Origin of the sequence: Nitrosospira sp. Nsp18, from assembly GCF_900103145.1 — a bacterium.
Classification (GTDB): Bacteria; Pseudomonadota; Gammaproteobacteria; order Burkholderiales; family Nitrosomonadaceae; genus Nitrosospira.
Window position 1 is genome coordinate 13,701 of the sequence record NZ_FMWY01000022.1, and the last position, 21,375, is coordinate 35,075.

A 21,375-nucleotide genomic window follows, 5' to 3' on the forward strand; every position below is an offset into this window, starting at 1 on the left:
AAAATGACATTTTAACTCAAATTACTCTTACTCATCATGCCTACTACCGAAACTCTGGTTTACCGCTGTTACATGTGTCTCATTTGCGGATACGTATACGACGAGGCCGAGGGCTCGCCGCAAGAAGGCATTCCTCCGGGAACTCGGTGGGAAGACGTACCGATGAATTGGACATGTCCGGAATGCGCTGCACGCAAGGAGGATTTTGAGATGGTGGAAATTTAAATGCGTATTCTTCATACAATGCTGCGCGTGGGCGATCTGGAAAAATCCATCGCTTTTTACACCGATGTGCTGGGGATGAAGATGCTGCGCCGGAAGGATTATCCCGAAGGAAAATTTACCCTGGCATTTGTCGGTTATCAGGATGAGGCGAATGGCGCCGTCCTGGAGCTGACTCATAACTGGGATGTGAAAAAATACGATCTAGGCACCGGCTATGGCCATATCGCCATAGAAGTGGATAACGCTTATGACGCTTGCGAAGAAGTGAGGAAGCGCGGCGGTAAAATTACACGTGAGGCCGGGCCGATGAAGCATGGCGCCACGGTGATTGCATTCGTGGAAGACCCGGACGGCTACAAGATCGAGTTGATACAGAAAAAGGTGGCATAAACGCGTTGCTGGCGATACATGGCAGGGGTGTCAGTGAAAAAACGGCGCCGCGAAGAATTAAGAATGAACGGTCGGCTCTTATCGGCTGATTTAGGATTAAGTATCGGTCAAGGAATGTCATTATCCTGCTTTTCCTGCCAGGTGAGATATAACACGGCAATCGCGATGATCGCGACGGGCAGGATAACGTAAAAGCCCAGTGCATATCCTGCTCCTTCACCATGATCATGAGATGGTGATGTGCTTATTATCTTGTAGCCGTGAAGCAGGCTGACCATGAGGACCAAGACAAGCCCCGCCAGGCGGCGGTTCTGAATCAGGGCCCGCCCAACCATCCGGTTAAGCAGGTTCGCGGCGTAGTAGCCAATGAAGTAGACCGCAACATAGAAGATCAAAGCACCCATGAAAGCCTCTGGATTACCTGATTTACCAAGTCACAACCTGACTGAAGTTCCCCACCCCCTTCATTAGCCTGTCTTCAGCGCTTAAAGTGTGACCAGCAATAACTATTTTCCATCGTCCACGATTCCAGACGTAGCTGAGTAATTTCGATCGCTCTTTTTATTTTCAGCATCAATTTTCTTCTCGGTCTTTTTGCTGTCGGCTTGGGATTGCTGCCCCGTCTTTTTCCCGTTGCGGCTTTTTGCCTCATCCGCTGAAATAATTTTTGCCGCCTTGGACCAAGGGAATTCCTGAGCCTCCTTCTGCGCAAAAACCTGCGTGGAAAGTAGCGCAAAGAATAAGATTAGCGTAGTTGTCTTCATGAGTTCTAATGTGTAAATAAACAGAATAATTCCTGGAACAAATCGTTTCGGTACGTCAGCAGCAGCTTGAGCGAAAGGTAACAGGGTAAGCCTTTTTAAAGCGACTCCAAGCGCTTCCTCTACTAACAAGTCATTGATATCACATTATGTTATCTAAAATCTATTTCTATATCAAGCAGGCGCGGCCCCGATGTAGAGGGCAAATAACGGTCTGGTCTTTAGCAAAACAGCAAAAGATTTGTCCGGTTTATGCTATCCCGGATGAGAGGAGCATCTCTCTGCTTGACGAAAAGCTAAACGCCTCAGCAATCTAGAAGAAATAATTGGCCGAAAAAATTCCTTCATTGTTATGATCATAGCGATTTAATTCGAACCTTAGATCAACATCCTGGGATAGAGCATAGCGAGTAATGAAATGAGCAGTGAAAAAACGTTTGCTTTCACCAAGGACAAAAATTTGATAACTGCCGGCAAGTTTGATTCTCAAATTTTCGGTTACGTCGTAATACATTCCTACTTCCGCATCGCCGCCCAAACGAAATTTTTGTTTCAAATGCTCAGAAAACTCCGTTTTCAGATCAGCAAAGGAATATAACAGCAAGGGTGAAAAAAAATCCGGTCGATAGGAAATACCCCTTCCGTATGTGCCTTTGAGGGAATTGCAGTAGTTACAGTTGCGGTCTCTTAGTGTGTCGACCTCCAAGTCCAGACGCCAGGAAGGTTTGGTAAATATGGCGTCGTAGGGATTAAGCGCCGTGATAGAGAGAATTTTTGCCTGATCCAGTCTCACCCGGTCGGACTTCAGGTAATACCGAAGCTTGAAGTCCAAAAAAATGATTTCCGAGTTTTTATCATATCCCACATCCTTGGCCATTAAATCGTGATAAACGGGACGATAAGCGAATTCCAGGAAAGGCTCCCACTTGTTGTGCCCGATCCCCAATCGAAAGCGATCCGTGCCGTGGCCGTGGTCCGGGCGGCTCGAAAAGCGTGTGATGGTATCTGATAGCCCGTTAGTAGTAGCCGGCAGGCGACTTCTCGCCAGCAAAACGGAACGTGGAATTTTTATGTTCCCGGTACTCTTTTCTTGCATGCTTTGATACTGCAAGTAGTCCATGTAAGCGTTTAATACGAGTGGTTGTGATGGAGGGGAAAGGCTCTTGAAGGCAGTGCTTTCCGGTGATATTTCTCCTTTGACCATACGTCGTAATATGCGCTTCTCATCATCGACCATCCTGAGTCTCTTATGATTCATCTGGCTGAGCACTGACGGCCGATATACCACCTGCTTTACCAGCCCGTCCTGCGCCATCAGGGTTTTTACCGTGTCTGTCGGGATCACACTGAAAGAAAACGGATCTTTTAATCGAAGATCGGGATCAGCAACCTCCAACAGGGAAAGCACGTGGTATGAGCAGTTCTCCTGGAAATAAAAATAATCAAAATATGTTCCACCTAATTCCCATAGGTGCAGAAGCATCATGTTCAGCTGATCCTCGGTAAATTTGAGTTCATACTCCCAAAGATCCCGGCTTTCCAAATTATTGTATTCCTGCACCTTCGTGTAATAAGGGAAAATCGCGAAGCGGCCTGGGAAAGACCCTATTAAACCTTTGAGCGCATATAGAAACGCGTTTTCCGTGTCCGGAACCGCGGCATAGTTTGCACCATAGTTCATCAGATTATTACCGCTACCCGTTCTCCGGCTATCAATGCGTAGCAGGGTATGTCCAAACATGGAGGCTGGGTTGTCCATGAAATAAGATGCGAACACTAATGTCGCCCCCACTGGATCCAAAGCCTTCATCCAGCGGTCAAGTCGGTCGCATACTTGTATTTCCAGGCGATTTGGGTCGAATGTCAATTGCTGATTCAACCATTTGAAGCGGGCGGGAAAGTTACATTGCGGGTGCTCTTTGCCTTTCGTAATCTCGGTTAGTGGCACAAAGAAGCTGGAGAGAGTCGCTAATAGCTCTGATTCCGGATCAGTTTTCCCTTGTGGGGAATTGAAGAACTCCATTCCATCGGCTTCACTGGTCATGCCGCGAAAAAGTCTCTTGTCGTACTTTAAAAGCAGGTGCCAGACACGTTCATCGGCAAGCTTTTTTTGTTTGGCTTGCTGTTGCAATTCAGCCAGATAATCAGCAGTGACTTTGTGTTGGGAATGAGCCGTTACAGGAAGGAAGCAAAACCAGAAAAATAACCCGACTACAAGGCAAATAGGTTGCACGAAGGAATCATTGGAGTGATAACAATATAGAAACGGGTACAAGTTTTCACCTGTACCCGTTTCTGATTTTTTAATTCAATGCGGATAGTTTGATATCACAGGATTTTGCAAGTGTAGGGTGGCGAGTTAATTGATTTTCGAGCTGACTCAGCAATTCTGTCGAGTTTGTTTGGTCACTTGCAACCAGACTATCGAATTTCGCTTGAACCATTGCGCCAAATTCTTGATGGCTCGCTGCGGGACATTGATATAAATTGGCTAAAGTAGACAGATTTTCACCTTTACCTTGCGCCATTTCTTTAACCAGACTGGTGTAGTTCTCTTGCGCAAATACTTCACGTTCCTTGTTCATGCTTATCAAGCCATGATCACCGCAATTTGAAGTTCCGGATGTAATTCCAAAAGTCTGGTTTCCGAATGTTGAATTGGTTGTTGAAGCAAAAACCTGCGACGCACCTGGTTTTGGTCCCATGAGCTCTGACCCTAGCCCACAACCTGCTGCACCATAGCCAGCCGCGAAAACAGAAACAGGAAGTAAAAATAGAGAAGCTGCTACTGCAATCCGACTATATCGTCCCATAATACTCTCTCCATTAAGAAGTTGACTATCATCCAAACCCAGATAAAAAACACTGAATTTCTAGCTAAACGACAGGAAATGTTCTAGGAAAAATAAGGTCTTTTCCGCTAAAACGTATTGAATTTACTGAAGGCCTTTCTTGTTGTCAAATACTATATTTATAACTGGGTAAGCATACATACTTGGACGGGTGTTGCCAGGTGAGTGCCCTACATTCATCCTCATCGTGCTTTCGGGAGGGGAGGCTGCGGTGGCAGGAACGGAATCTCGATGCTGTGTTTCTGAAATTCAGACCAGATTTCAATGTTGAGGCCGGAGCGTAGCCGAAGCGCGCCACCTTCTGGATTCTCCACCCACACGAACAGTTCCAGATTGATTCCGCCAGGGGCGAATTCCTTTAAAAATACAGCTGGCTCCGGATTGGTCAATATTTGTTGCCGCTTTTTAGCGGCGTCCAGCATGATGTCCATCGCGACCTCGACGGAGCTTGTGTAGCTGATCTGGAATGGCAGGATCAGTCGTAATCGGGGATCCGAAAAATTCTGACTGATAACCGTTGAAGTAATGAAGGTATCGTTGGGAATGAGGGCCTCGGTTCCATCGTCGCTCTTGAGCACCACATACCGGGTCGTGAGTGAGGTGACTTCGCCCTTGCGGTCATCTACTGTAACGATATCGCCAATATGCAGTGAATGATCCAGAAGAATGATGAAACCGCTTATGTAGTTGCTGGCGATTTTCTGTAAACCCAATCCGAGCCCGACGCCAAGCGCGCCCCCGAACACGGACAAAACGGTGATATCTACACCGACCAATGGCAGCGCGATCAGCACGCCCACAAGTATCAGTACCGTCCGGCTGATTTTCGACAGAATCACGCGTTGATTGATATCCAGCGCTTGGGCATCCATGATGCGTACCTCAAGCGAACTGGCGAGCCAGAGCGCTACCAGCATGCTGACTGTGAATGCGAGGATGCCTTGTACGAACAGCAATACAGAAAGGCGCTGTTTGCCGATGTGGAACGAAATATCATCGAGAAATATCAGGATCTCCGGCAGAAGACCCGTTACATGGAGCGCCAGTCCAATCCATACCGTCCAGCCGATAAATCGCTCCCATGGGTGCAGCCATTCCTGGCCTGAAAAAACTCTGCGCAGCATATAAACGGCTGCACGAATCAGCGCGAGCGCAAATAACAACGGGACGACAATGTTGAGTAGATGAGTCGAATACCAATGACTCAACGCCCACCTGCCGAAAACGACCAGGACAAGCGCGAAGAGAGGGAACAGGAGGCGGCCCATGCTGCGCGCGCTGATATTCAGCGTGCGGGCGCTTACCTGTGGAGCGATGCGGATCATCGCCTGCCGCCGCAACCACCAGGAAAGCCCCAGACCTCCAGTCAGCACGGCAATCTGCCATAGGACGCTGACTTCCTGCGCGCCGGAGATCAGATCGCGTAACAAATTCTGGAACTCATTATTGGATTGCATGAGACAGGGCGGTAGCGGGTCCTACCGGTAAGGCTGAGAGTGCTTGTAGTGACGATGCCAGTTTTGGAGGTAAAGATCAGTGAGTGCGGCATTGCCGCGTATCAACAGCACATTCTCCGCGTTCCTGTACTGTGCCGCGTGGGTGAAATTGAAGCTGCCGGTAATCAGGGTTGCGTCAGGACTGTCCGCGTCGATCACTATGACTTTGTTATGTGCGCTGGTGTGATCGGAGTCCGTAAAAACCGGCACGCCCTCATCCGCAATCTTGGAAATCAGGCTGGTGGGGATTCGATGGGTTTGATCCTTGTCAGCAATTACTTTGACTTCCACGCCGCGGCGCTTCGCTGCAATTAATGCGTCGGCGATCTTGCGATGGGTAAAGCTGAACGTCTGCACCAGCACTTGATGATGTGCGGTATCGATAGCGTCGGCAATAAGCTTGCCGGCGTCATCTCCTGGGGTAAACGCCGCTTGTACCGTGCCTGAGGCGGGAAGAGCAATAGGAGGTTTATGGCCATGACCGGAAGTGGGTTCGAACCCTGCTGCATGAGGCGCAGCAAAAAGAATCGCCAGATAGCCGGCGACGGAAAGAGTGGCGCAATGGCGTAGCGATGTCATGCTTCACCCTTCGCCAATTCCAGCGCAGCGGCAAAAAAACCATCCGTACGGTGCAGGCCGGGGGACAGTTGCAGGAATGCGCCGGTGTCGAGGGGAATTTTTTGTTGTATCAATAGCTCGGCGCAATTCAACTGCATGAACCGGGGGTGGGTGCTTAAAAATTTATCGACGATCTCCTGATTCTCCTCCGGCAAGAAACTGCAGGTCGCATATACCAGCCTGCCGCCGGGCTTGAGCAGATTGGCGGCGGACGCCAGAATGGCTGCCTGCTTGCGCTTGAGCTCCTCAATGCTCTGCGGTGATTGTCGCCATTTCAAATCCGGATTACGACGCAACGTCCCAAGGCCGCTGCAAGGGGCATCCACCAGTACCCGGTCGATCTTTCCCGTCAGACGTTTCACCTTGATATCATTTTCATTAGTGATAAGCTGGGGATACAGATTGGACAAACCGGAACGCTTGAGGCGTGGTTTAAGGTTATTCAGCCGCTTTTCAGAATTATCCAGCGCATAGATGCGTCCTTGCGAACGCATCAGGGCGCCCAGCATCAGCGATTTGCCTCCGGCGCCCGCACAGAAATCGACCACCATGTCGCGGCGCTTCGGCCCGAGCAGATAGCCCAGCAACTGGCTGCCTTCGTCCTGGATCTCCACTTTGCCGGTGACGAATAGTTCGTGGCGATTGATAGCGGGCTTCCCGGCAAGGCGGATACCGATGGGCGAATAAGGCGTCGCGCTACCTTCAATTCCGTCTTTGCTCAGTACTGCAAGAACCTCATCGCGACTCGCAAGCAGCGTATTGACGCGTAGATCGAGGGGCGCCGCTTGTTGCAGCGACCGCCCCAGATCAAGTATCTCGCTATCGCTCATGAAATTGCGCAGCTTTTCCATCAACCAGACCGGGAACTCAGCCTGGACGTCAAGTGGCTGCGCTTCCAGCGATACCGACTTGATTCCCGTGAGCAACTTTGCTTCCGTTTCGCTAACGAGCGATATCAGCTCGCGCATATTCAAACCTTGGAATCTGGCCAGATAAGCAAGCAGCAACGAACGGGGAGTGGCAATGTTAACCGCGCTCTCGATAAAAAACCGGTGGCGCAAAATGCCAAATACCGTTTCCGCGACAAATGCGCGGTCGTTTACGCCAAGTGTCGGATTCTCTCGGAAGAAATGCCGCAATATCGAATCTGCAGGGTGTTCCAGCGGAAGCACGGCGCGCAATGCAGCGGCGGCCATGTCCAGATGAGCAGGGGTAAGACGCATCTATTGTCGATCACAGGGGGAAGCAAGGAGAGAAGGATGCGCGGCCACATGGGCGCGCGCTCGTAAAAACAACAAGCTGACAGGACCGTATTAGCTGATATTGATTACCTGCCGTTTTGCAATCAGCGCAGGCGTCCCTGTTTAAAACTGTCGGACATTTTGTCCGCGTAGCTTATGTTGGTAACCATCTGATCCGTAACAACGCCCATTTTCTCAGCCGCAACGATGCGCACCGGCAACATGTGATGGTCAACGGCAAGCCAGATTTTCTTGTCGCGCTGGCCTTCGTTTTCCAGCCGCTTTGTCAGCACGATGGTTTCCAGTTTACCCATCGGCGTGTCCAGCGTTTCTTTTCCAACCGCATAGTGGGCCAATTCGAGGTGCTTGCCATCGGTTTCATGGAGATCGATCACCTTGCCTGGCACGGCGGAAACAGGGGAGAACATGAAGCTGTAGAGCACGCTCAGCTTGTCCTGAGCGTCGGCAGGCAAGGCCTTTTGCTCTTCTCCGCGTTTATGTTGAAGGGTCAGCAGCTTTTTATCCCAATCGAAGATTGCTATTTTGGGTATCTTCTTGCCGTGCTGGTCCGAAAAACGTCCGGGACGCAACGCCCCCTGCGCGGTGATGATCCCTGCGCTATCACGCACCACGCTTTCGGGCTGTGTCAGCGCCAGTAGCCCTTTAGCACGGGATTCACTATTGATCTCATAGCTACGTTTACCACTTTCCTGCCTGATTTTCAAAGTATCGTTCACTTCGCCTTCGAGTGCGCCAGACGTTATCGAATAGCTGATATCGACTTGGGCGGGGACCTCAGCGGCACAAGCGGAGAACACCGAAAAACTAAAGCCCCACAGCAACGCAATGGATAAATATTTCATTTGTATAATTCCGGTGAGTATAGAACTGAGTTGTCGATTCCGGCATTGCTCACTTCAACATGATTATCGGAGAGCTTCAGCCGGTCTTCCATGAACCACCGTACGGCTTCGGGGTAAATGCAATGTTCCTGTTCCAGTACCCGTGCCGCAAGAGTTTCCTCGGTATCGTCCGGTAATATCTGAACTGCGGCCTGGACGATTATTGGACCGCGATCCATCTGGGAGGTGACGAAATGTACCGTACAGCCATGTATCTTTACACCTTCCTGCAACGCCTGCCTGTGGCTATGGAGGCCCGGAAAAGCAGGCAGCAATGATGGATGAACATTCATTAGCCTTCCCCGATAGCGGTTGACGAAATTATCTCCCAGAATTCGCATAAAGCCCGCGAGTACTATCAGATCGGGCTCATAAGCGTCAATTGCGTCGGCCAGTGCGGCGTCAAACGCCGGGCGTTCGGGATAGGACCGTTGATCCAGTACTCTGGTTTCACAACCATGCATTTTTGCAATTTCCAGTCCCGGTGCATCGGGCCTGTTGCTGATGACTGCAGCGATCCTGGCCGGCAGCGCTGCTTCGATCAGCGCTTGCATGTTGCTGCCCCGACCGGAAATGAGGATCACGAGAGATTTCATAATTTCGGCAGCGGGACTCGGCTTATTCTTTACACGCACTGCCGATTACTCGATGATTGTTTGCGCTTCATCTGCCTGGCGCTGCCGAATCGTACCTATATGCCACACAGTCTCGCCCGCAGATCGCAAAAGCCGCATTGCAGTATCGGCAAATTCCGGCGCCACTACCAGCGCCATGCCAATGCCGCAGTTGAACACACGCTGCATTTCCTGTTCGTTCACATTGCCTTGCAGCCGCAGCCAGTGGAAAAGCGGAGGCATGTCCCATGCATCGTGTTTCAATATCGCCGTGAGGCCTTTCGGCAGGACCCGCGGGATGTTTTCCGTCAAACCGCCGCCTGTGATATGTGCCATGCCTTTGACCGGCAGATGCTTCATCAGTTCGAGCAACGGTTTTACATAAATACGCGTCGGCGCCATGATGACATCAATTAACGCTTTACCGTGGAAATCCGCTGACAAGTCCGTATTATTTTTTTCGATAATCTTGCGGATCAGCGAATAGCCGTTGGAATGTGCGCCGCTGGAAGCAAGTCCCAATACCGCATCACCTTCCCGAATGGTCAAGCCGGTTATAATCTGGTCTTTCTCGACGGCGCCTACCGCAAAGCCGGCAAGATCGTATTCCCCCTCCGGGTACATGCCCGGCATTTCGGCGGTCTCGCCGCCAATCAAGGCGCATCCTGCCTGTTCACAGCCCTTTGCAATGCCTTTTACAACGCGGGTGGCTGTTTCCACGTCCAGTTTGCCGCACGCGAAATAGTCCAGGAAGAACAACGGTTCCGCGCCTTGCACCAGAATGTCGTTTACACTCATTGCCACCAGGTCGATACCGATACTGTCGTGCTGGCCGGATTGGAATGCGAGCTTCAACTTGGTACCCACGCCATCGGTGCCCGATACCAGCACCGGGTTACGATATTTTTTTGAAATCTCGAACAATGCCCCGAAGCCGCCTATGCCGGCGAGCACTTCCGGACGCATGGTACACTTGGCATAGGGCTTGATATTCTCCACCAGGCGGTCGCCTGCGTTGATGTCTACGCCCGCGTCTTGGTAGGATAGATGGATAGAGTCAGGATTGGGGTTTTCGAAATTGGATGACGTCAAGTTGAGTTCTCGCCTTGTTGCAGATAGAGTGCAATTTTCAAAATGGCGATTTTACCGTAAATGGTCACGAGAGTCGCTGCTTCGTGTATGACTTCGACATATCATGGTCAACCGTCAATATATGACCATTAACTCATGGGCAACAATTTTATACCCGTAAATGAAGCAACTGCTGCTGGATATCGCCCCGTCGCCGCCGCCCACGCTGACTAATTTCGTGCCGGGACGCAATATAGAACTATTGCAGACCCTGGGCAATGTTATTGCTGGATCGGAGCGTGAGCGTTTTATTTATTTATGGGGCGGAGCCGGGTGCGGGAAAAGCCATTTGCTGCTGGCGATAGCGGGGATACATATGCGCAATAAAGTGAATACGGCATATTTCGCCTGTGACGCAAATACCAGTTTCGCCGCAGGCAGCGAAGCCAGTTGTGTAGTGGTGGATGACGTGGATCGGCTCAACGCTGAGGCGCAAATCGGCTTGTTTAATCTCTATAATCATATTCGCGACGAGGGTCACGCGTTTCTTCTGGTGAGTGGCACGGTCGCGCCGGCGCAATTGAAACTGAAATTACGCGAAGATCTTGTCACGCGCCTGGGATGGGGTTTAGTGTATCAAGTTCATGAATTGACCGACGAGGAAAAAATAAAAGCGATGAAAAGCCATGCTACCAGCCGCGGACTGGATTTGTCCCAAGAGGTGTGCGACTACCTGCTCCGGCATGAACGGCGCGACTTGCCGTCTTTGATGGCTACCCTTGACGCGCTGGACAGTTATTCGCTGGCCAGCCAGCGTAAAGTCACGGTTCCGCTGGTGCGTGAATTATTGCAGGCAGCGTCATGAATCTGGCGCTATTTGACCTCGACAATACGCTTCTGGCCGGTGATAGCGATTTCCAATGGGCGCAATTCCTGATTGAGCAGCGCGTGCTCGACCGTGAAGTGTACGAAGCACAAAATGTCGAATTCTACGAGCAATATAAATCCGGAACGCTGGATATACACGCGTTTCTGGACTTTCAGCTGAAGCCGTTATCGCGTCATCCCCGGAGCCAGCTTGATGCCTGGCACAGCGAATTCATGAAGGAAAGAATTCTGCCGCTGATAACGCCGGACGCGCGGAAATTGATTAACAAGCATATGATCGGCAAGGATCTATGCGTCATCATCACGGCCACCAATCGATTTGTAACCGCCCCGATCGCGCAGGAACTGGGAATAAGCAATCTGATCGCCACGGAGGCGGAGCAGCGGGATGGTGAATACACGGGCCGCGTTTCGGGCGTGCCCTGTTTCAGGGAAGGCAAGATAGCGCGGCTGGAAAGCTGGCTGGATGAACATAATCTGACATGGCTATCGTTTCTGGAAAGCTGGTTTTACAGCGATTCATTGAACGACCTTCCGCTACTCAACAAGGTTACCCACCCGGTCGCGGTGGATCCCGATGCAACCCTCAAGGCTCATGCGGAAAAAAAAGGATGGCCCATCATCAGCCTGCGATAACTTGAATAATGGTTCAGGAACGTTACGCCCGGGCCGCAATGTAGCAATGGTAGTAGTAATAGCAGAAAACACGACAAAGCTTTCTTATTGACTCGATTATTGACTCGATTATTGACTCGAGGTCTGGGGTGCTGATCGTTCGCAAATTGGCCTGAGCGCCCGAGTGAGTTCCGTCAAACATCCTTTATTGCTGCTGATTTTCTTCTTTCTGCTGGGCCTTGGCAGTCTGTTTACCGGACTGCTGTTCGGCAGCGTGGATATCCCGATCCCCGGCGTTATCGATGTCCTGTTGTCGCCAGTCGATAGCATCCCTCACCAGATCATCTGGCAGTTGCGCTTGCCGCGTGTGTCGGCCGCATTTGCCTGTGGCGGCCTGCTGGCCCTGGCGGGCGCGCTATTGCAGGTTCTGCTGCGTAACCCGCTGGCTGATCCTTATATTCTGGGCGTATCGGGTGGGGCGGCGGTCGGCGCGCTCCTTGCGATGCTGCTGGGATGGGGGCTCGTCTTGACGAATCTGGCGTCGCTGGCTGGTGCACTGACGGCGATTGCCATTGTGTTTGGCTTGAGTTTTCGTGTCGGCGACTGGAATCTTTACCGGTTGCTCCTGACAGGGGTGGTACTGTCCGCTGGCTGTACGGCGCTGACTACCTTGATCCTGACGCTGGCGCCTGCCCGCGATATAAAAGGCATGCTGTTCTGGTTGATGGGCGACATTTCGCGCGCTGAAGAGTTGGCGCCCGCATGGGCCATGCTTATCATTGTAACGGCTTTGAGCATGCTTTTTTCCGGCAGCCTCAACGTTCTGAGTCTCGGCCAGATGAAGGCGAAAACGCTGGGTGTGGCGGTACTGCCACTGCAGATCGGCATCTACTTTTGCGCCTCATTGGCGACCGTATCCGCGCTGATGGTGGCGGGCGCCATCGGATTTGTCGGTCTGATCGTGCCGCACGCCGTGCGCTTGCTGGGCGTTAACGATTTTCGCTGGCTGCTGCCCTTGTCGGTGCTCTCCGGAGGCAGTTTTCTCACATTGGCCGATACCCTGGCTCGTACGTTGTGGGCGCCGCAGCAATTGCCCGTGGGCGTACTGACGGCATTGCTGGGCGTACCGATGCTGTTGATGTTACTGTCGAGAAAGCATTGATCGTTTCGACTCTATCTCAAACGGAGGCGCCATTTGATGAACCTGTTCCAGTATTGCGCGTTACCTACCAGGGGATGAATTCTGCAAGTTCGGTATCAACCCCAGAACTACCCCTTGAGTTGCTGCCCACTGAATTGCCTGAATTGCCTGAATTGCCTGAATTGCCTGAATTGCCTGAATTGCCTGAATTGCCTGAATTGCCTGAATTGCCTGAATTGCCTGAATTGCCTGTAGGGACAGTCCACCTCTGGTATATGTCCGTCGCGGACACCACGATTCCGTTCGATCATCATCTATCCGTTCTCGACGAGGAAGAGCGGCACCGGGCAAATCGGTTCCATCTCGATCACGATCGGGTCCGATTCGTCCTGGGACGTGCTTCCCTGCGTTGCTTGTTGGCGCAATACACGGATTCCGAGCCTGCTCTCATCCGATTCAAGCAGAACCAATACGGTAAACCATTTCTCCAATATCCGCCCAGTCCTGTCCAGTTCAATGTAACGCATTCCGGCAACTACATACTCCACGCGATCGCGCACGAAGCCGAGGTTGGGGTGGACGTTGAAGTCATCCGCGATTCTGCTGGACTTGCATCAATTTCTTCATATTTTGCTGCCGGCGAACAAGACTGGCTATCGGCGACGGATTCTCAGGCGTGGAATAGTGCATTCTTCACACTATGGGTTTGCAAGGAGGCTTACATAAAGGCGCTTGGCCGAGGGCTTTCAAAGTCGTTGAACAGCTTCGAAATCAGTCTCCCGATGGGAAAAGAAGGAATGGAGCCAAGGGTTCTCTTCGACTCCGATGACGCTGCTGCCCCGGCCTCATGGCGGCTGATGATTTTTGAGCCCGATCGGGATACGCTGGGCTGTCTCGCCGTTAACCGCGCCTGTAAAATAGTCGAGTTGCGTCAATACGGCTCAGGCACGTTGTTGCGGCGGATATCCCTGGTGTAAGAGAAAGCTCTGAGTCAGACTGTCGCGGACTCAACCAGTCCGCACGAAGCACTGAATATAGGCGTCTCCGGTGTCGCTTTTGACATAATCGGTAGTTGCGTATGACGCATAGGACCGACGCTCCACGACGATGCGATCGAAGTGATGGACGAACTGCCAACGTAGTACCGGCCGCGTGGAGAAACAGGGGATGAAAACGCCCCCTCGCCGCAGGGCGCGCGTAACCGCAGGCATGACTTCCGCCCATAGCCCCTCATCGTCCCACAATGTCACGGGAACAAGGTAGGGATCGAAAAAAATGCCGTCGAGGCTCTCCGGTTCGATCTCATGGATATATTCAAAAAAATCCGCGTGAACGATCTCCAGCGCTGGCGGTAGCGATGGATTTCGTTCGCGGAAGAGTTCTATCACCTGGGGAAATTTTTCGATTACGGCATGATGCCGCGTGGCTGGGTTGGCCGCGATGCGCAGTGCCGAGATGCCCAGTCCCAGGCCCACCTCCAGGAACTGCGAGCCATATTTGCAGAGAATGTCGGCGGATTCCCACATCAACGCCGTTTCCCACCCTTGCATCGCCTGACCGTCTTCGATGAGGAGAGTGACTTCATCCCCATCCCCTTCTATGAGCTTTATCTCCGGGTTTTCTATTTGCTGTATCGCGTTCATTGTGCTTTCTCCTCAAAATGCGTCCCTGGCAGTTGGACCGGGTGGAGCGAGCTCACCAGAAAGGTGAGGCTTACGGGGTATGAAAAATTCTTTTCAGTTATAGTGCCTAGCTAACAAATGAGTGGTCAGCTGCCGGATTCAGGATCATGTCATTGGCGGCAAAGCGATCCAGCAGCGCCTTGAGTTCTTTGGAAAACACAGGCTCTCCGAGCGCGGAAACTTTTGCCCGATGACGCCAGCGCGGTAGTGGCTCGATCTTTGGCAAAGATGTATTCTCCGTCTGCGCTTTCGTCACCACTGAGGCCAGATCGGCGATAGTGGGGGTCTCAAAAATCTGTTGCAGCGGAACTTCTACACCGAATTCGTCGCGTAACCGTGATATTACCTGGGTTGCCAGGAGGGAGTGCCCTCCCAGGGTGAAGAAATTGTCGCTAATACCGATGTGTCCGATTCCCAGTATCTGCTCCCAAATCGCCACAAGCTTTGCCTCAGCAGGCGCATGAGGCAAAACAAACCCGTGGTCCCGTATTTCTGGCACCGGCAGCGCCAGCCGATTGATCTTGCCACTGGGTGTTGTGGGCAACTCTTCAAGTATAACGAATAATGACGGCACCATATAATCGGGCAACCGAGGAGCGAGATGCCGGCGCAGGTCTCCGTCGGTTGGTGGTTGGCCCAAATTCGTCGAATCCGCCGTGTTCGCCGAACCCATCGAGACATACGCGACCAGCCGCCAATCGCCAGCGTATTCCTGAGCGATGACCACCGCTTGTTTTACATCAGGAAATTGGAGGAGGTGGTTTTCGATCTCGCCCGGTTCGATACGATAGCCACGAATTTTCACCTGAAAGTCCCGCCGCCCGATGAACTCGATGCTGCCATCCGGAAGCCGGCGTCCGAGGTCGCCCGTGCGGTAAATTCGCCGTCCTCCGCCCTCCGATGGAAACGCTGCAATACTATCCTGCCGCCAATAACCCACGGCGACGAAGAGACCGCGCAGCACAATTTCCCCTGGGCAGTAGACATCCGCAGACTGTCCGGCATCATTCAGCAACAGAACCTCGATGTCATCAACCGGATAACCGATGGGTACGGCGTCGCGCACAAGCCTCGTTTTACTATCGATGAAGCATTGCAGCACCATCGTCGACTCCGTGAGGCCGTAACCATTGACCAGCAGGCCATCCGGGGGAAAGTGCGCACGGAAAGAATCAACATCGCGCCGGTACACGGCCTCACCCCCAAGGACGACAAGACGGATTTTTTCCAGATGCTCCATTCCCGTCAGTGTATTGACAAGATGGCGAAATATAGTCGGGGCGGAATGAAAAACCGTAATCTCCTGTTCTACGAGACAATCGACGAGTGCCGCGATGCCATGCTCCCGCACAGAAACCGGATAAACCGCAGCGCCGTTGAGCAGGGCGCCGAAGATGTCCTGAACAGCAGCGTCAACGCCATATGAAGAGACAAAGGTCAGCCGGTCATCAGCGCATAAATGCAGATTGTTACTGTAGTTCCGGACTTGGGCCGAGACATTGCGGTGAGTCTGCACGACGCCTTTTGGTTCTCCTGTGGATCCTGAGGTGTAGAGAATATAGGCAATGCGATCAGGCGAGATGGCTGGCGGGGGATCGGCATCGAAGCGCTCGTTCTCGGCAAATCGAATCACCTGCGCCTGCTCCGTGGAAAAGTCTTCGATATCTGTCAGGACGGCGGCTGCCGTGGAATCGGCTATAAGCCTGTTAATTCGGGGCAGAGGATGAGCAGGGTCGAGCGGGACATACGTCTTGCCTGCCTTTAGCACTCCAAGCATCGCCGCGATCGTGGATGCGCCATGGCGGAAAAACAGGGCGACCCGCTCCTCACCATCTCCGCGCAGGGCGAGAATGGCATTGGCGACTCGATTGGAAAGCCTCTCCAGTTGTGTATAAGTCCACTGCTCATTTTTAGTCTTGACCGCGGTGTTATCAGGATAACGCGTTGCCTGCTCCCGAAAACGGCTTCCTATCGATTGTTCGATCGCCTGCCCAGAGAACGCTATAAATGGATTCCTGGGTGTAACAACGTTTTTTCCTGAAGGTATCTGACGGGTGGGGCGCAATTGCGCGAGCGGCACGTCGGGGTCGGCGGGGATTGCTTCCAGGAGATTGGTAAAGTGGTCTAGCATGTATCTGACGGTATCGGGCTCAAAAAGATCGCGTGCATAGACTGCGTGGAGCCGGATGTTCCGGTCGTACTCGATGGCATAGAGGGTGAGGTCGAATTTTGCTGATTCCTCATCGGAGTCGAAATCAGTCGCTGCATCGAGTTCAGTATCCTCATCGTCAGGCTCGTCAGGCATGCGTCCATCGATATTGAGCAGGTTGAACATCACCTGGAATAGCGGCGCCTGGCTCAGATGTCGTGCCGGGGCAAGCCTGGCCACCAGCATTTCGAAGGGCAGATCCTGATGCGCGTACGCCTCGGTTGCCACCATGCGCACGCGCTCGAGCAGCACGGTAAATGACGGATCGCCCGACAGGTCCAGGCGCAAGGCGAGCGTATTGACGAAGAATCCGATCAGTCCTTCCAGTTCACTGCGGGTGCGGTTGGCAATGGGGGTGCCGATCACCAGGTCGCACTGTCCACTATAGCGCGACAAGAGCACGCCAAAGGCAGCCAGGAGCGTCATGAACAAGGTGGCGCCCCGGTTTTGTCCCAGGGCGCGCAAGCGCGCGGTAAGCGAAGCGTTAAGGCATACACTGCAGCGTCCGCCACGATAACTCGACTGTGCCGGACGTGGCCGGTCGGAAGGCAGGGCAAGCTGCGCCGGGGCATCCTCCAGCTGCTTCTGCCAGTAGGCGAACAGTCCGTCCAGCCGCTCGCCCTGTAGAATGCGCCGCTGCCAGCAAGCGAAGTCGGCGTACTGAATCGGCAGTGCCGGCACTGCAGGCTGTCCGCCTTTCACCCTGCCTTCGTAGAGGGCGCGAAGATCGCGGTGCAGGATCTCCAGCGACCAGCCGTCTGCGACGATATGATGCAGCACCAGCACCAGCCAGTGATAGTCGCTCTCAATGCGCACCAGGCTGGCGCGCAGCAGCGGACCGTGGACAAGGTCGAAAGGGGCGGTAAGTGCCGCGGCGTGATGGGCACGGGCGCGTGCGAGGGAGTTGGCTGGGGGCTGGCTGACATCCACCAGCGGCAGGTCGATGCGCAAGCGTGGGGCAATGACTTGCACCGGCACGCCGTCCACTGCGGTGAAGGTGGTGCGCAGTGCCTCGTGGCGGTCGAGCAGGTCGGCCAGGCTGTCTTCCAGCGCCTGCCGGTCCAGCGGACCCTCGAACGGCAGCACGGTACTCAAGTGATAAACCGCACTGCCCGGATGCAATTGCTCGAAAAACCATAGCCTTTGCTGTGCAAAGGAGGCAGGAAAGAGGAACGCTTCGCGGTTTGCGGTATAAAGCGATCGTTCGTCTTTTTCGATCATGGCTGCTCCTTTCGAAACACGAGCAAACCGCTCGTCTATCGTCTTGCCTTGCCTCTCCATGGAACGAATATGTGCGGAGAATAAGGCGGCTTGAATTATCCGGCGTAGCGCATGACTTTCCTCGAAAACCAAAACGATGCGATTTGATATTTCCCGACACATAAGGCTGGCGACGGGATTGAGTTCCTTATTCGCGTATCCTTGGTACGCGCGCATTCGCATCCTGAACTCTACTGCTGTTAAGAAATTATAGCCTTCCAAAATATAAATTTAGCCTAATTGACGCTTTTTTCAAGTTCATGTCAATTTCATACATTTCCATACCGCTTGTATACTCCTTTATCGACACATCAGCCTGGAGAGCTTTTTAGTCTTGATAAGAAAGAGCCCGAGTGATGTTCGCGCCGTCCACCTGGGGAGGATAGGATTCAGCCGCGCTGGAATATGCGGCATAATTCACCCTTTTTTGGTTTCGCTGCGATGAAGGCTGCCCAGTTATCGGCGTGGTATCCTGCGCCGTCTTCCATATCACCCCAAGCTCGAGGATGGTTGCTGAACCGTGGTTCACTCACTCAGCTCATCCAGCAGCATTGTTGCGGCAATTTTCGTGTCAAGCCGGTATTCCAGCGCCTGGCCGGAGTGTACGTTGATGAACTTGCGATGATGAATTTGCGTCGAAACGAGTTGGCATTGGTACGGGAGGTGTACTTGTATTGCGGTGATACGCCGGTGGTATTTGCTCATTCGGTAGTGGCGAGGAAAGATCTGAGGGGCGCGTGGCGCGGGTTGAGCGGTTTAGGCAACAGATCACTGGGTACGGTATTATTTACCAATCCAGTGGTCAAGCGTACACCGCTGCGCTTTAAAAAACTGAATTCAACGCATCCACTTTTCATTCGCGCCTGCCGGCATTTGCAGGCAAAACCGCCTGGTCTTTGGGCGCGGCGTTCCCTGTTCAGCTTGAAAGGGCAATCCATACTCGTCACCGAAGTATTTCTTCCTTCCATTCTGGAGTTGACACAGTGACGCTCACACAACGTCTTGGTCATTATGAAAAGCTGATGCGCCTGGATAAGCCCATCGGCATTCTTCTGCTGCTATGGCCGACATTATGGGGCTTATGGCTTGCCGCCGGCGGCGTGCCCAGCACAGATATCCTTGTGATATTTGTGCTGGGCACCGTACTGATGCGGTCCGCCGGTTGCGTCGTCAACGACTATGCAGACCGCAATTTCGATTCGCATGTGGAGCGCACCAAAAATCGTCCATTGGCGACCGGCAAGTTGAGTTCCAAAGAGGCGCTGCTGCTGGCAGCGGGATTAAGTCTGTGCGCGTTTCTTCTGATACTGCCGCTGAACCGTCTTACACTTGCCTTGTCGGTGCTGGCGCTATTCCTGGCTGCGAGCTATCCATTCACCAAACGTTTCTTTGCGATGCCGCAAGCCTACCTTGGCATCGCTTTCAGTTTCGGGATTCCAATGGCTTTTGCGGCGCAGACGGGAGAGGTGCCCTATATTGCCTGGCTATTGATGGTGGCGAACCTGCTTTGGGTGATTGCTTACGATACCGAATATGCCATTGTGGATAAAGTTGACGATCTCAAGATCGGGATCAAGACGTCCGCCATTACTTTCGGCCGTTTCGATGTATTGGGCGTGATGCTGTGCCATATCTTGTTTCTGTGCGCCATGGTCGTCGTGGGGCTGATCCAGAAACTCGGCACTATTTACTACGCGGGTCTCGTCGCCGCGCTGGGATTGGTGTTTTACCAGTACCGCCTGATTCACGATCGCGACCGCGCTCGCTGCTTCAAGGCCTTTCTGCACAACAACTGGGTCGGCGCGGCGATTTTCGTTGGTATCGCGCTTGATTACCTGATAAATGGGGCCTCATCAGTATGAAATACAAGGACCTGCGCGATTTCATCGCCCAATTGGAGAAGCAGGGGGAACTGAGGCGCGTAACGGTCGAAATCGATCCGTATCTGGAAATGACCGAAATCTGCGACCGGGCATTGAAAGCCGGCGGTCCCGCCATTCTGTTTGAAAAGCCCAAGGGACATACCATTCCTGTGCTGGGAAACCTGTTCGGTACGCCAAGGCGCGTAGCAATGGGCATGGGGCAGGATTCGGTTGAGGCATTGAGAGAAGTCGGTAAACTTCTGGCGTATCTCAAGGAACCTGATCCGCCCAAAGGGCTGAGGGATGCATGGGACAAACTGCCCGTCCTGAAACAGGTACTCAATATGGCGCCGAAAGAGCTTTCCAGAGCGCCCTGCCAGGATATCGTATGGGAGGGTAAAGATGTGGATCTAGGCAGGCTGCCGATCCAGACTTGCTGGCCGGGAGATGCGGGTCCGCTGGTCACCTGGGGATTGACGGTCACTCGAGGGCCGCATAAGACGCGGCAGAACTTGGGGATTTATCGCCAGCAGGTGATCGGCCCGAATAAGCTCATCATGCGCTGGCTGGCTCATCGTGGCGGCGCGCTGGATTTTCGCGATTTTTGTCTGGCTAATCCGGGGCGGCCTTACCCGTTGGCAGTGGCGTTAGGGGCAGACCCGGCGACCATACTTGGTGCCGTCACACCGGTACCCGACAGCTTGAGCGAATACCAGTTCGCCGGTTTGCTGCGCGGCGCGAAAACGGAGATTGTCAAATGCCTGAGCCATGATCTGCAGGTTCCGGCGAGTGCAGAAATCGTACTGGAAGGGTATATCTATTCAGGAGAAACAGCATTGGAAGGCCCATTTGGAGATCATACCGGCTACTATAACGAGCAGGAAATCTTTCCGGTGTTTACGGTCGAGCGCATCACCATGCGGCGCGAGCCGATTTATCATTCGACATACACGGGCAAGCCACCGGACGAGCCGGCCATACTTGGTTTGGCACTTAATGAAGTGTTCGTGCCACTGCTGCAGAAGCAGTTTACCGAAATCATCGACTTTTATCTTCCACCGGAAGGCTGTTCCTATCGCATGGCAGTGGTGAGCATGAAGAAGCAGTATGCGGGCCATGCCAAACGAGTCATGTTCGGCGTGTGGAGTTTTCTGCGGCAATTCATGTATACCAAATTCATCATTGTCACGGATGACGACGTCAATATCCGCGACTGGAAGGAAGTCATCTGGGCCATCACCACACGAGTGGACCCCGCACGGGATACGCTGATTGTTGAAAATACCCCGATAGATTACCTTGACTTCGCCAGCCCGGTATCCGGCCTGGGCGGAAAAATGGGATTGGATGCTACCAACAAGTGGCCTGGGGAGACGAACCGCGAATGGGGCACCCCCATTGTGATGGACGTTGCGGTAAAGGAGCGGGTGGACAGAATCTGGAAAGATCTGGGGTTTTAGACATGTATAGTCGCAGCCCTCGCGAGTTGAGCCAATCTGACCTTGCATGCGATCTGTTATTAGACGCTACAATACGCAATATCGCTAC

21 protein-coding genes are annotated in these 21,375 nt (G+C 52.9%); 9 read left to right on the forward strand and 12 right to left on the reverse strand.

From position 1 onward, the window contains the following. The first annotated feature begins 72 nt into the window (after positions 1-72). Both BLS94_RS10310 and gloA read left to right on the forward strand, forming a co-directional pair. A complete protein-coding gene (locus tag BLS94_RS10310; protein ID WP_371128874.1) occupies positions 73-225 on the forward strand; it encodes a rubredoxin in 153 nt (50 codons plus the stop codon). Further along, a complete protein-coding gene (gene gloA, locus BLS94_RS10315; RefSeq protein WP_090960615.1) occupies positions 226-615 on the forward strand; it encodes a lactoylglutathione lyase in 390 nt (129 codons plus the stop codon). It abuts the gene before it with no gap. Positions 616-722: 107 nt separating this feature from the next. Here gloA and BLS94_RS10320 read toward each other — a convergent pair whose 3' ends face one another. The 10 genes from BLS94_RS10320 to purM all read right to left on the reverse strand — a co-directional run bounded on the left by BLS94_RS10320 (position 723) and on the right by purM (position 10,191). Next, positions 723-1,019, reverse strand: a complete 297-nt coding sequence (locus BLS94_RS10320; RefSeq protein WP_090960618.1) for a hypothetical protein — start codon at positions 1,017-1,019, stop codon at positions 723-725. A 102-nt stretch (positions 1,020-1,121) separates the two neighbouring features. Further along, positions 1,122-1,508, reverse strand: a complete 387-nt coding sequence (locus BLS94_RS10325; protein WP_090960621.1) for a hypothetical protein — start codon at positions 1,506-1,508, stop codon at positions 1,122-1,124. A 181-nt stretch (positions 1,509-1,689) separates the two neighbouring features. After that, positions 1,690-3,609, reverse strand: a complete 1,920-nt coding sequence (locus BLS94_RS10330; protein ID WP_256325389.1) for an Lnb N-terminal periplasmic domain-containing protein — start codon at positions 3,607-3,609, stop codon at positions 1,690-1,692. Positions 3,610-3,679: 70 nt separating this feature from the next. After that, complete coding sequence (locus tag BLS94_RS10335) at positions 3,680-4,189, reverse strand: DUF3015 domain-containing protein (protein ID WP_090960627.1); 510 nt, start codon at positions 4,187-4,189, stop codon at positions 3,680-3,682. Positions 4,190-4,410: 221 nt separating this feature from the next. Beyond that, positions 4,411-5,685, reverse strand: a complete 1,275-nt coding sequence (locus tag BLS94_RS10340; protein WP_090960630.1) for a mechanosensitive ion channel family protein — start codon at positions 5,683-5,685, stop codon at positions 4,411-4,413. A 21-nt stretch (positions 5,686-5,706) separates the two neighbouring features. Further along, entirely contained in the window at positions 5,707-6,303 is a 597-nt protein-coding gene (locus tag BLS94_RS10345; protein WP_090960633.1) for a phospholipase D family nuclease, read from the reverse strand. Continuing rightward, positions 6,300-7,565, reverse strand: coding sequence for an RsmB/NOP family class I SAM-dependent RNA methyltransferase (locus BLS94_RS10350; protein WP_072768653.1), 1,266 nt, complete (start codon positions 7,563-7,565; stop codon positions 6,300-6,302). The genes BLS94_RS10345 and BLS94_RS10350 overlap by 4 nt, the downstream gene beginning before the upstream one ends. Positions 7,566-7,687: 122 nt before the next feature. Next, on the reverse strand, positions 7,688-8,446 hold the full coding sequence (locus tag BLS94_RS10355; RefSeq protein ID WP_072768652.1) for a DUF3108 domain-containing protein: 759 nt from the start codon (positions 8,444-8,446) through the stop codon (positions 7,688-7,690). Then, entirely contained in the window at positions 8,443-9,081 is a 639-nt protein-coding gene (gene purN / locus BLS94_RS10360; protein WP_090960636.1) for a phosphoribosylglycinamide formyltransferase, read from the reverse strand. Before purN ends, BLS94_RS10355 begins: the two co-directional genes overlap by 4 nt. A 45-nt stretch (positions 9,082-9,126) precedes the next feature. Then, a complete protein-coding gene (gene purM, locus BLS94_RS10365) occupies positions 9,127-10,191 on the reverse strand; it encodes a phosphoribosylformylglycinamidine cyclo-ligase (protein WP_072768651.1) in 1,065 nt (354 codons plus the stop codon). Positions 10,192-10,351: 160 nt separating this feature from the next. Between purM and hda the strand changes: the two genes are divergently transcribed. The 4 genes from hda (at position 10,352) to BLS94_RS10390 (ending at position 13,791) form a co-directional block, all read left to right on the forward strand. Then, the gene (hda, locus tag BLS94_RS10370; protein WP_090960639.1) at positions 10,352-11,035 is read left to right on the forward strand and encodes a DnaA regulatory inactivator Hda; all 684 of its coding nucleotides are present in this window, start codon (positions 10,352-10,354) and stop codon (positions 11,033-11,035) included. Beyond that, positions 11,032-11,694, forward strand: a complete 663-nt coding sequence (locus BLS94_RS10375; RefSeq protein WP_072768649.1) for a histidinol-phosphatase — start codon at positions 11,032-11,034, stop codon at positions 11,692-11,694. The genes hda and BLS94_RS10375 overlap by 4 nt, the downstream gene beginning before the upstream one ends. 163 nt (positions 11,695-11,857) lie before the next feature. After that, complete coding sequence (locus BLS94_RS10380) at positions 11,858-12,835, forward strand: FecCD family ABC transporter permease (RefSeq protein WP_090960642.1); 978 nt, start codon at positions 11,858-11,860, stop codon at positions 12,833-12,835. Beyond that, positions 12,748-13,791, forward strand: coding sequence for a 4'-phosphopantetheinyl transferase family protein (locus tag BLS94_RS10390; protein ID WP_176767857.1), 1,044 nt, complete (start codon positions 12,748-12,750; stop codon positions 13,789-13,791). The genes BLS94_RS10380 and BLS94_RS10390 overlap by 88 nt, the downstream gene beginning before the upstream one ends. Positions 13,792-13,821: 30 nt before the next feature. On the opposite strand, the gene BLS94_RS10395 is transcribed toward BLS94_RS10390, so the two are convergent. Together BLS94_RS10395 and BLS94_RS10400 are read right to left on the reverse strand one after the other, a co-directional pair. Further along, positions 13,822-14,457, reverse strand: a complete 636-nt coding sequence (locus BLS94_RS10395; RefSeq protein ID WP_090960649.1) for a class I SAM-dependent methyltransferase — start codon at positions 14,455-14,457, stop codon at positions 13,822-13,824. 106 nt (positions 14,458-14,563) lie between these two features. After that, entirely contained in the window at positions 14,564-18,142 is a 3,579-nt protein-coding gene (locus tag BLS94_RS10400; RefSeq protein ID WP_176767858.1) for a non-ribosomal peptide synthetase, read from the reverse strand. Between the two features lie 264 nt (positions 18,143-18,406). Here BLS94_RS10400 and BLS94_RS10405 point away from each other — a divergent pair, with 264 nt between their 5' ends. The 3 genes from BLS94_RS10405 to ubiD are packed head-to-tail and all read left to right on the forward strand — an operon-like array spanning position 18,407 to position 21,287. Continuing rightward, a complete protein-coding gene (locus BLS94_RS10405) occupies positions 18,407-18,952 on the forward strand; it encodes a chorismate--pyruvate lyase family protein (protein WP_072768335.1) in 546 nt (181 codons plus the stop codon). After that, the gene (gene ubiA / locus BLS94_RS10410; RefSeq protein WP_072768326.1) at positions 18,949-19,827 is read left to right on the forward strand and encodes a 4-hydroxybenzoate octaprenyltransferase; all 879 of its coding nucleotides are present in this window, start codon (positions 18,949-18,951) and stop codon (positions 19,825-19,827) included. Before BLS94_RS10405 ends, ubiA begins: the two co-directional genes overlap by 4 nt. After that, positions 19,824-21,287: a 4-hydroxy-3-polyprenylbenzoate decarboxylase gene (ubiD, locus tag BLS94_RS10415; protein ID WP_090960656.1), complete on the forward strand. Its 1,464-nt coding sequence runs from the start codon at positions 19,824-19,826 to the stop codon at positions 21,285-21,287. The genes ubiA and ubiD overlap by 4 nt, the downstream gene beginning before the upstream one ends. The last annotated feature ends 88 nt before the right edge of the window (positions 21,288-21,375 follow it).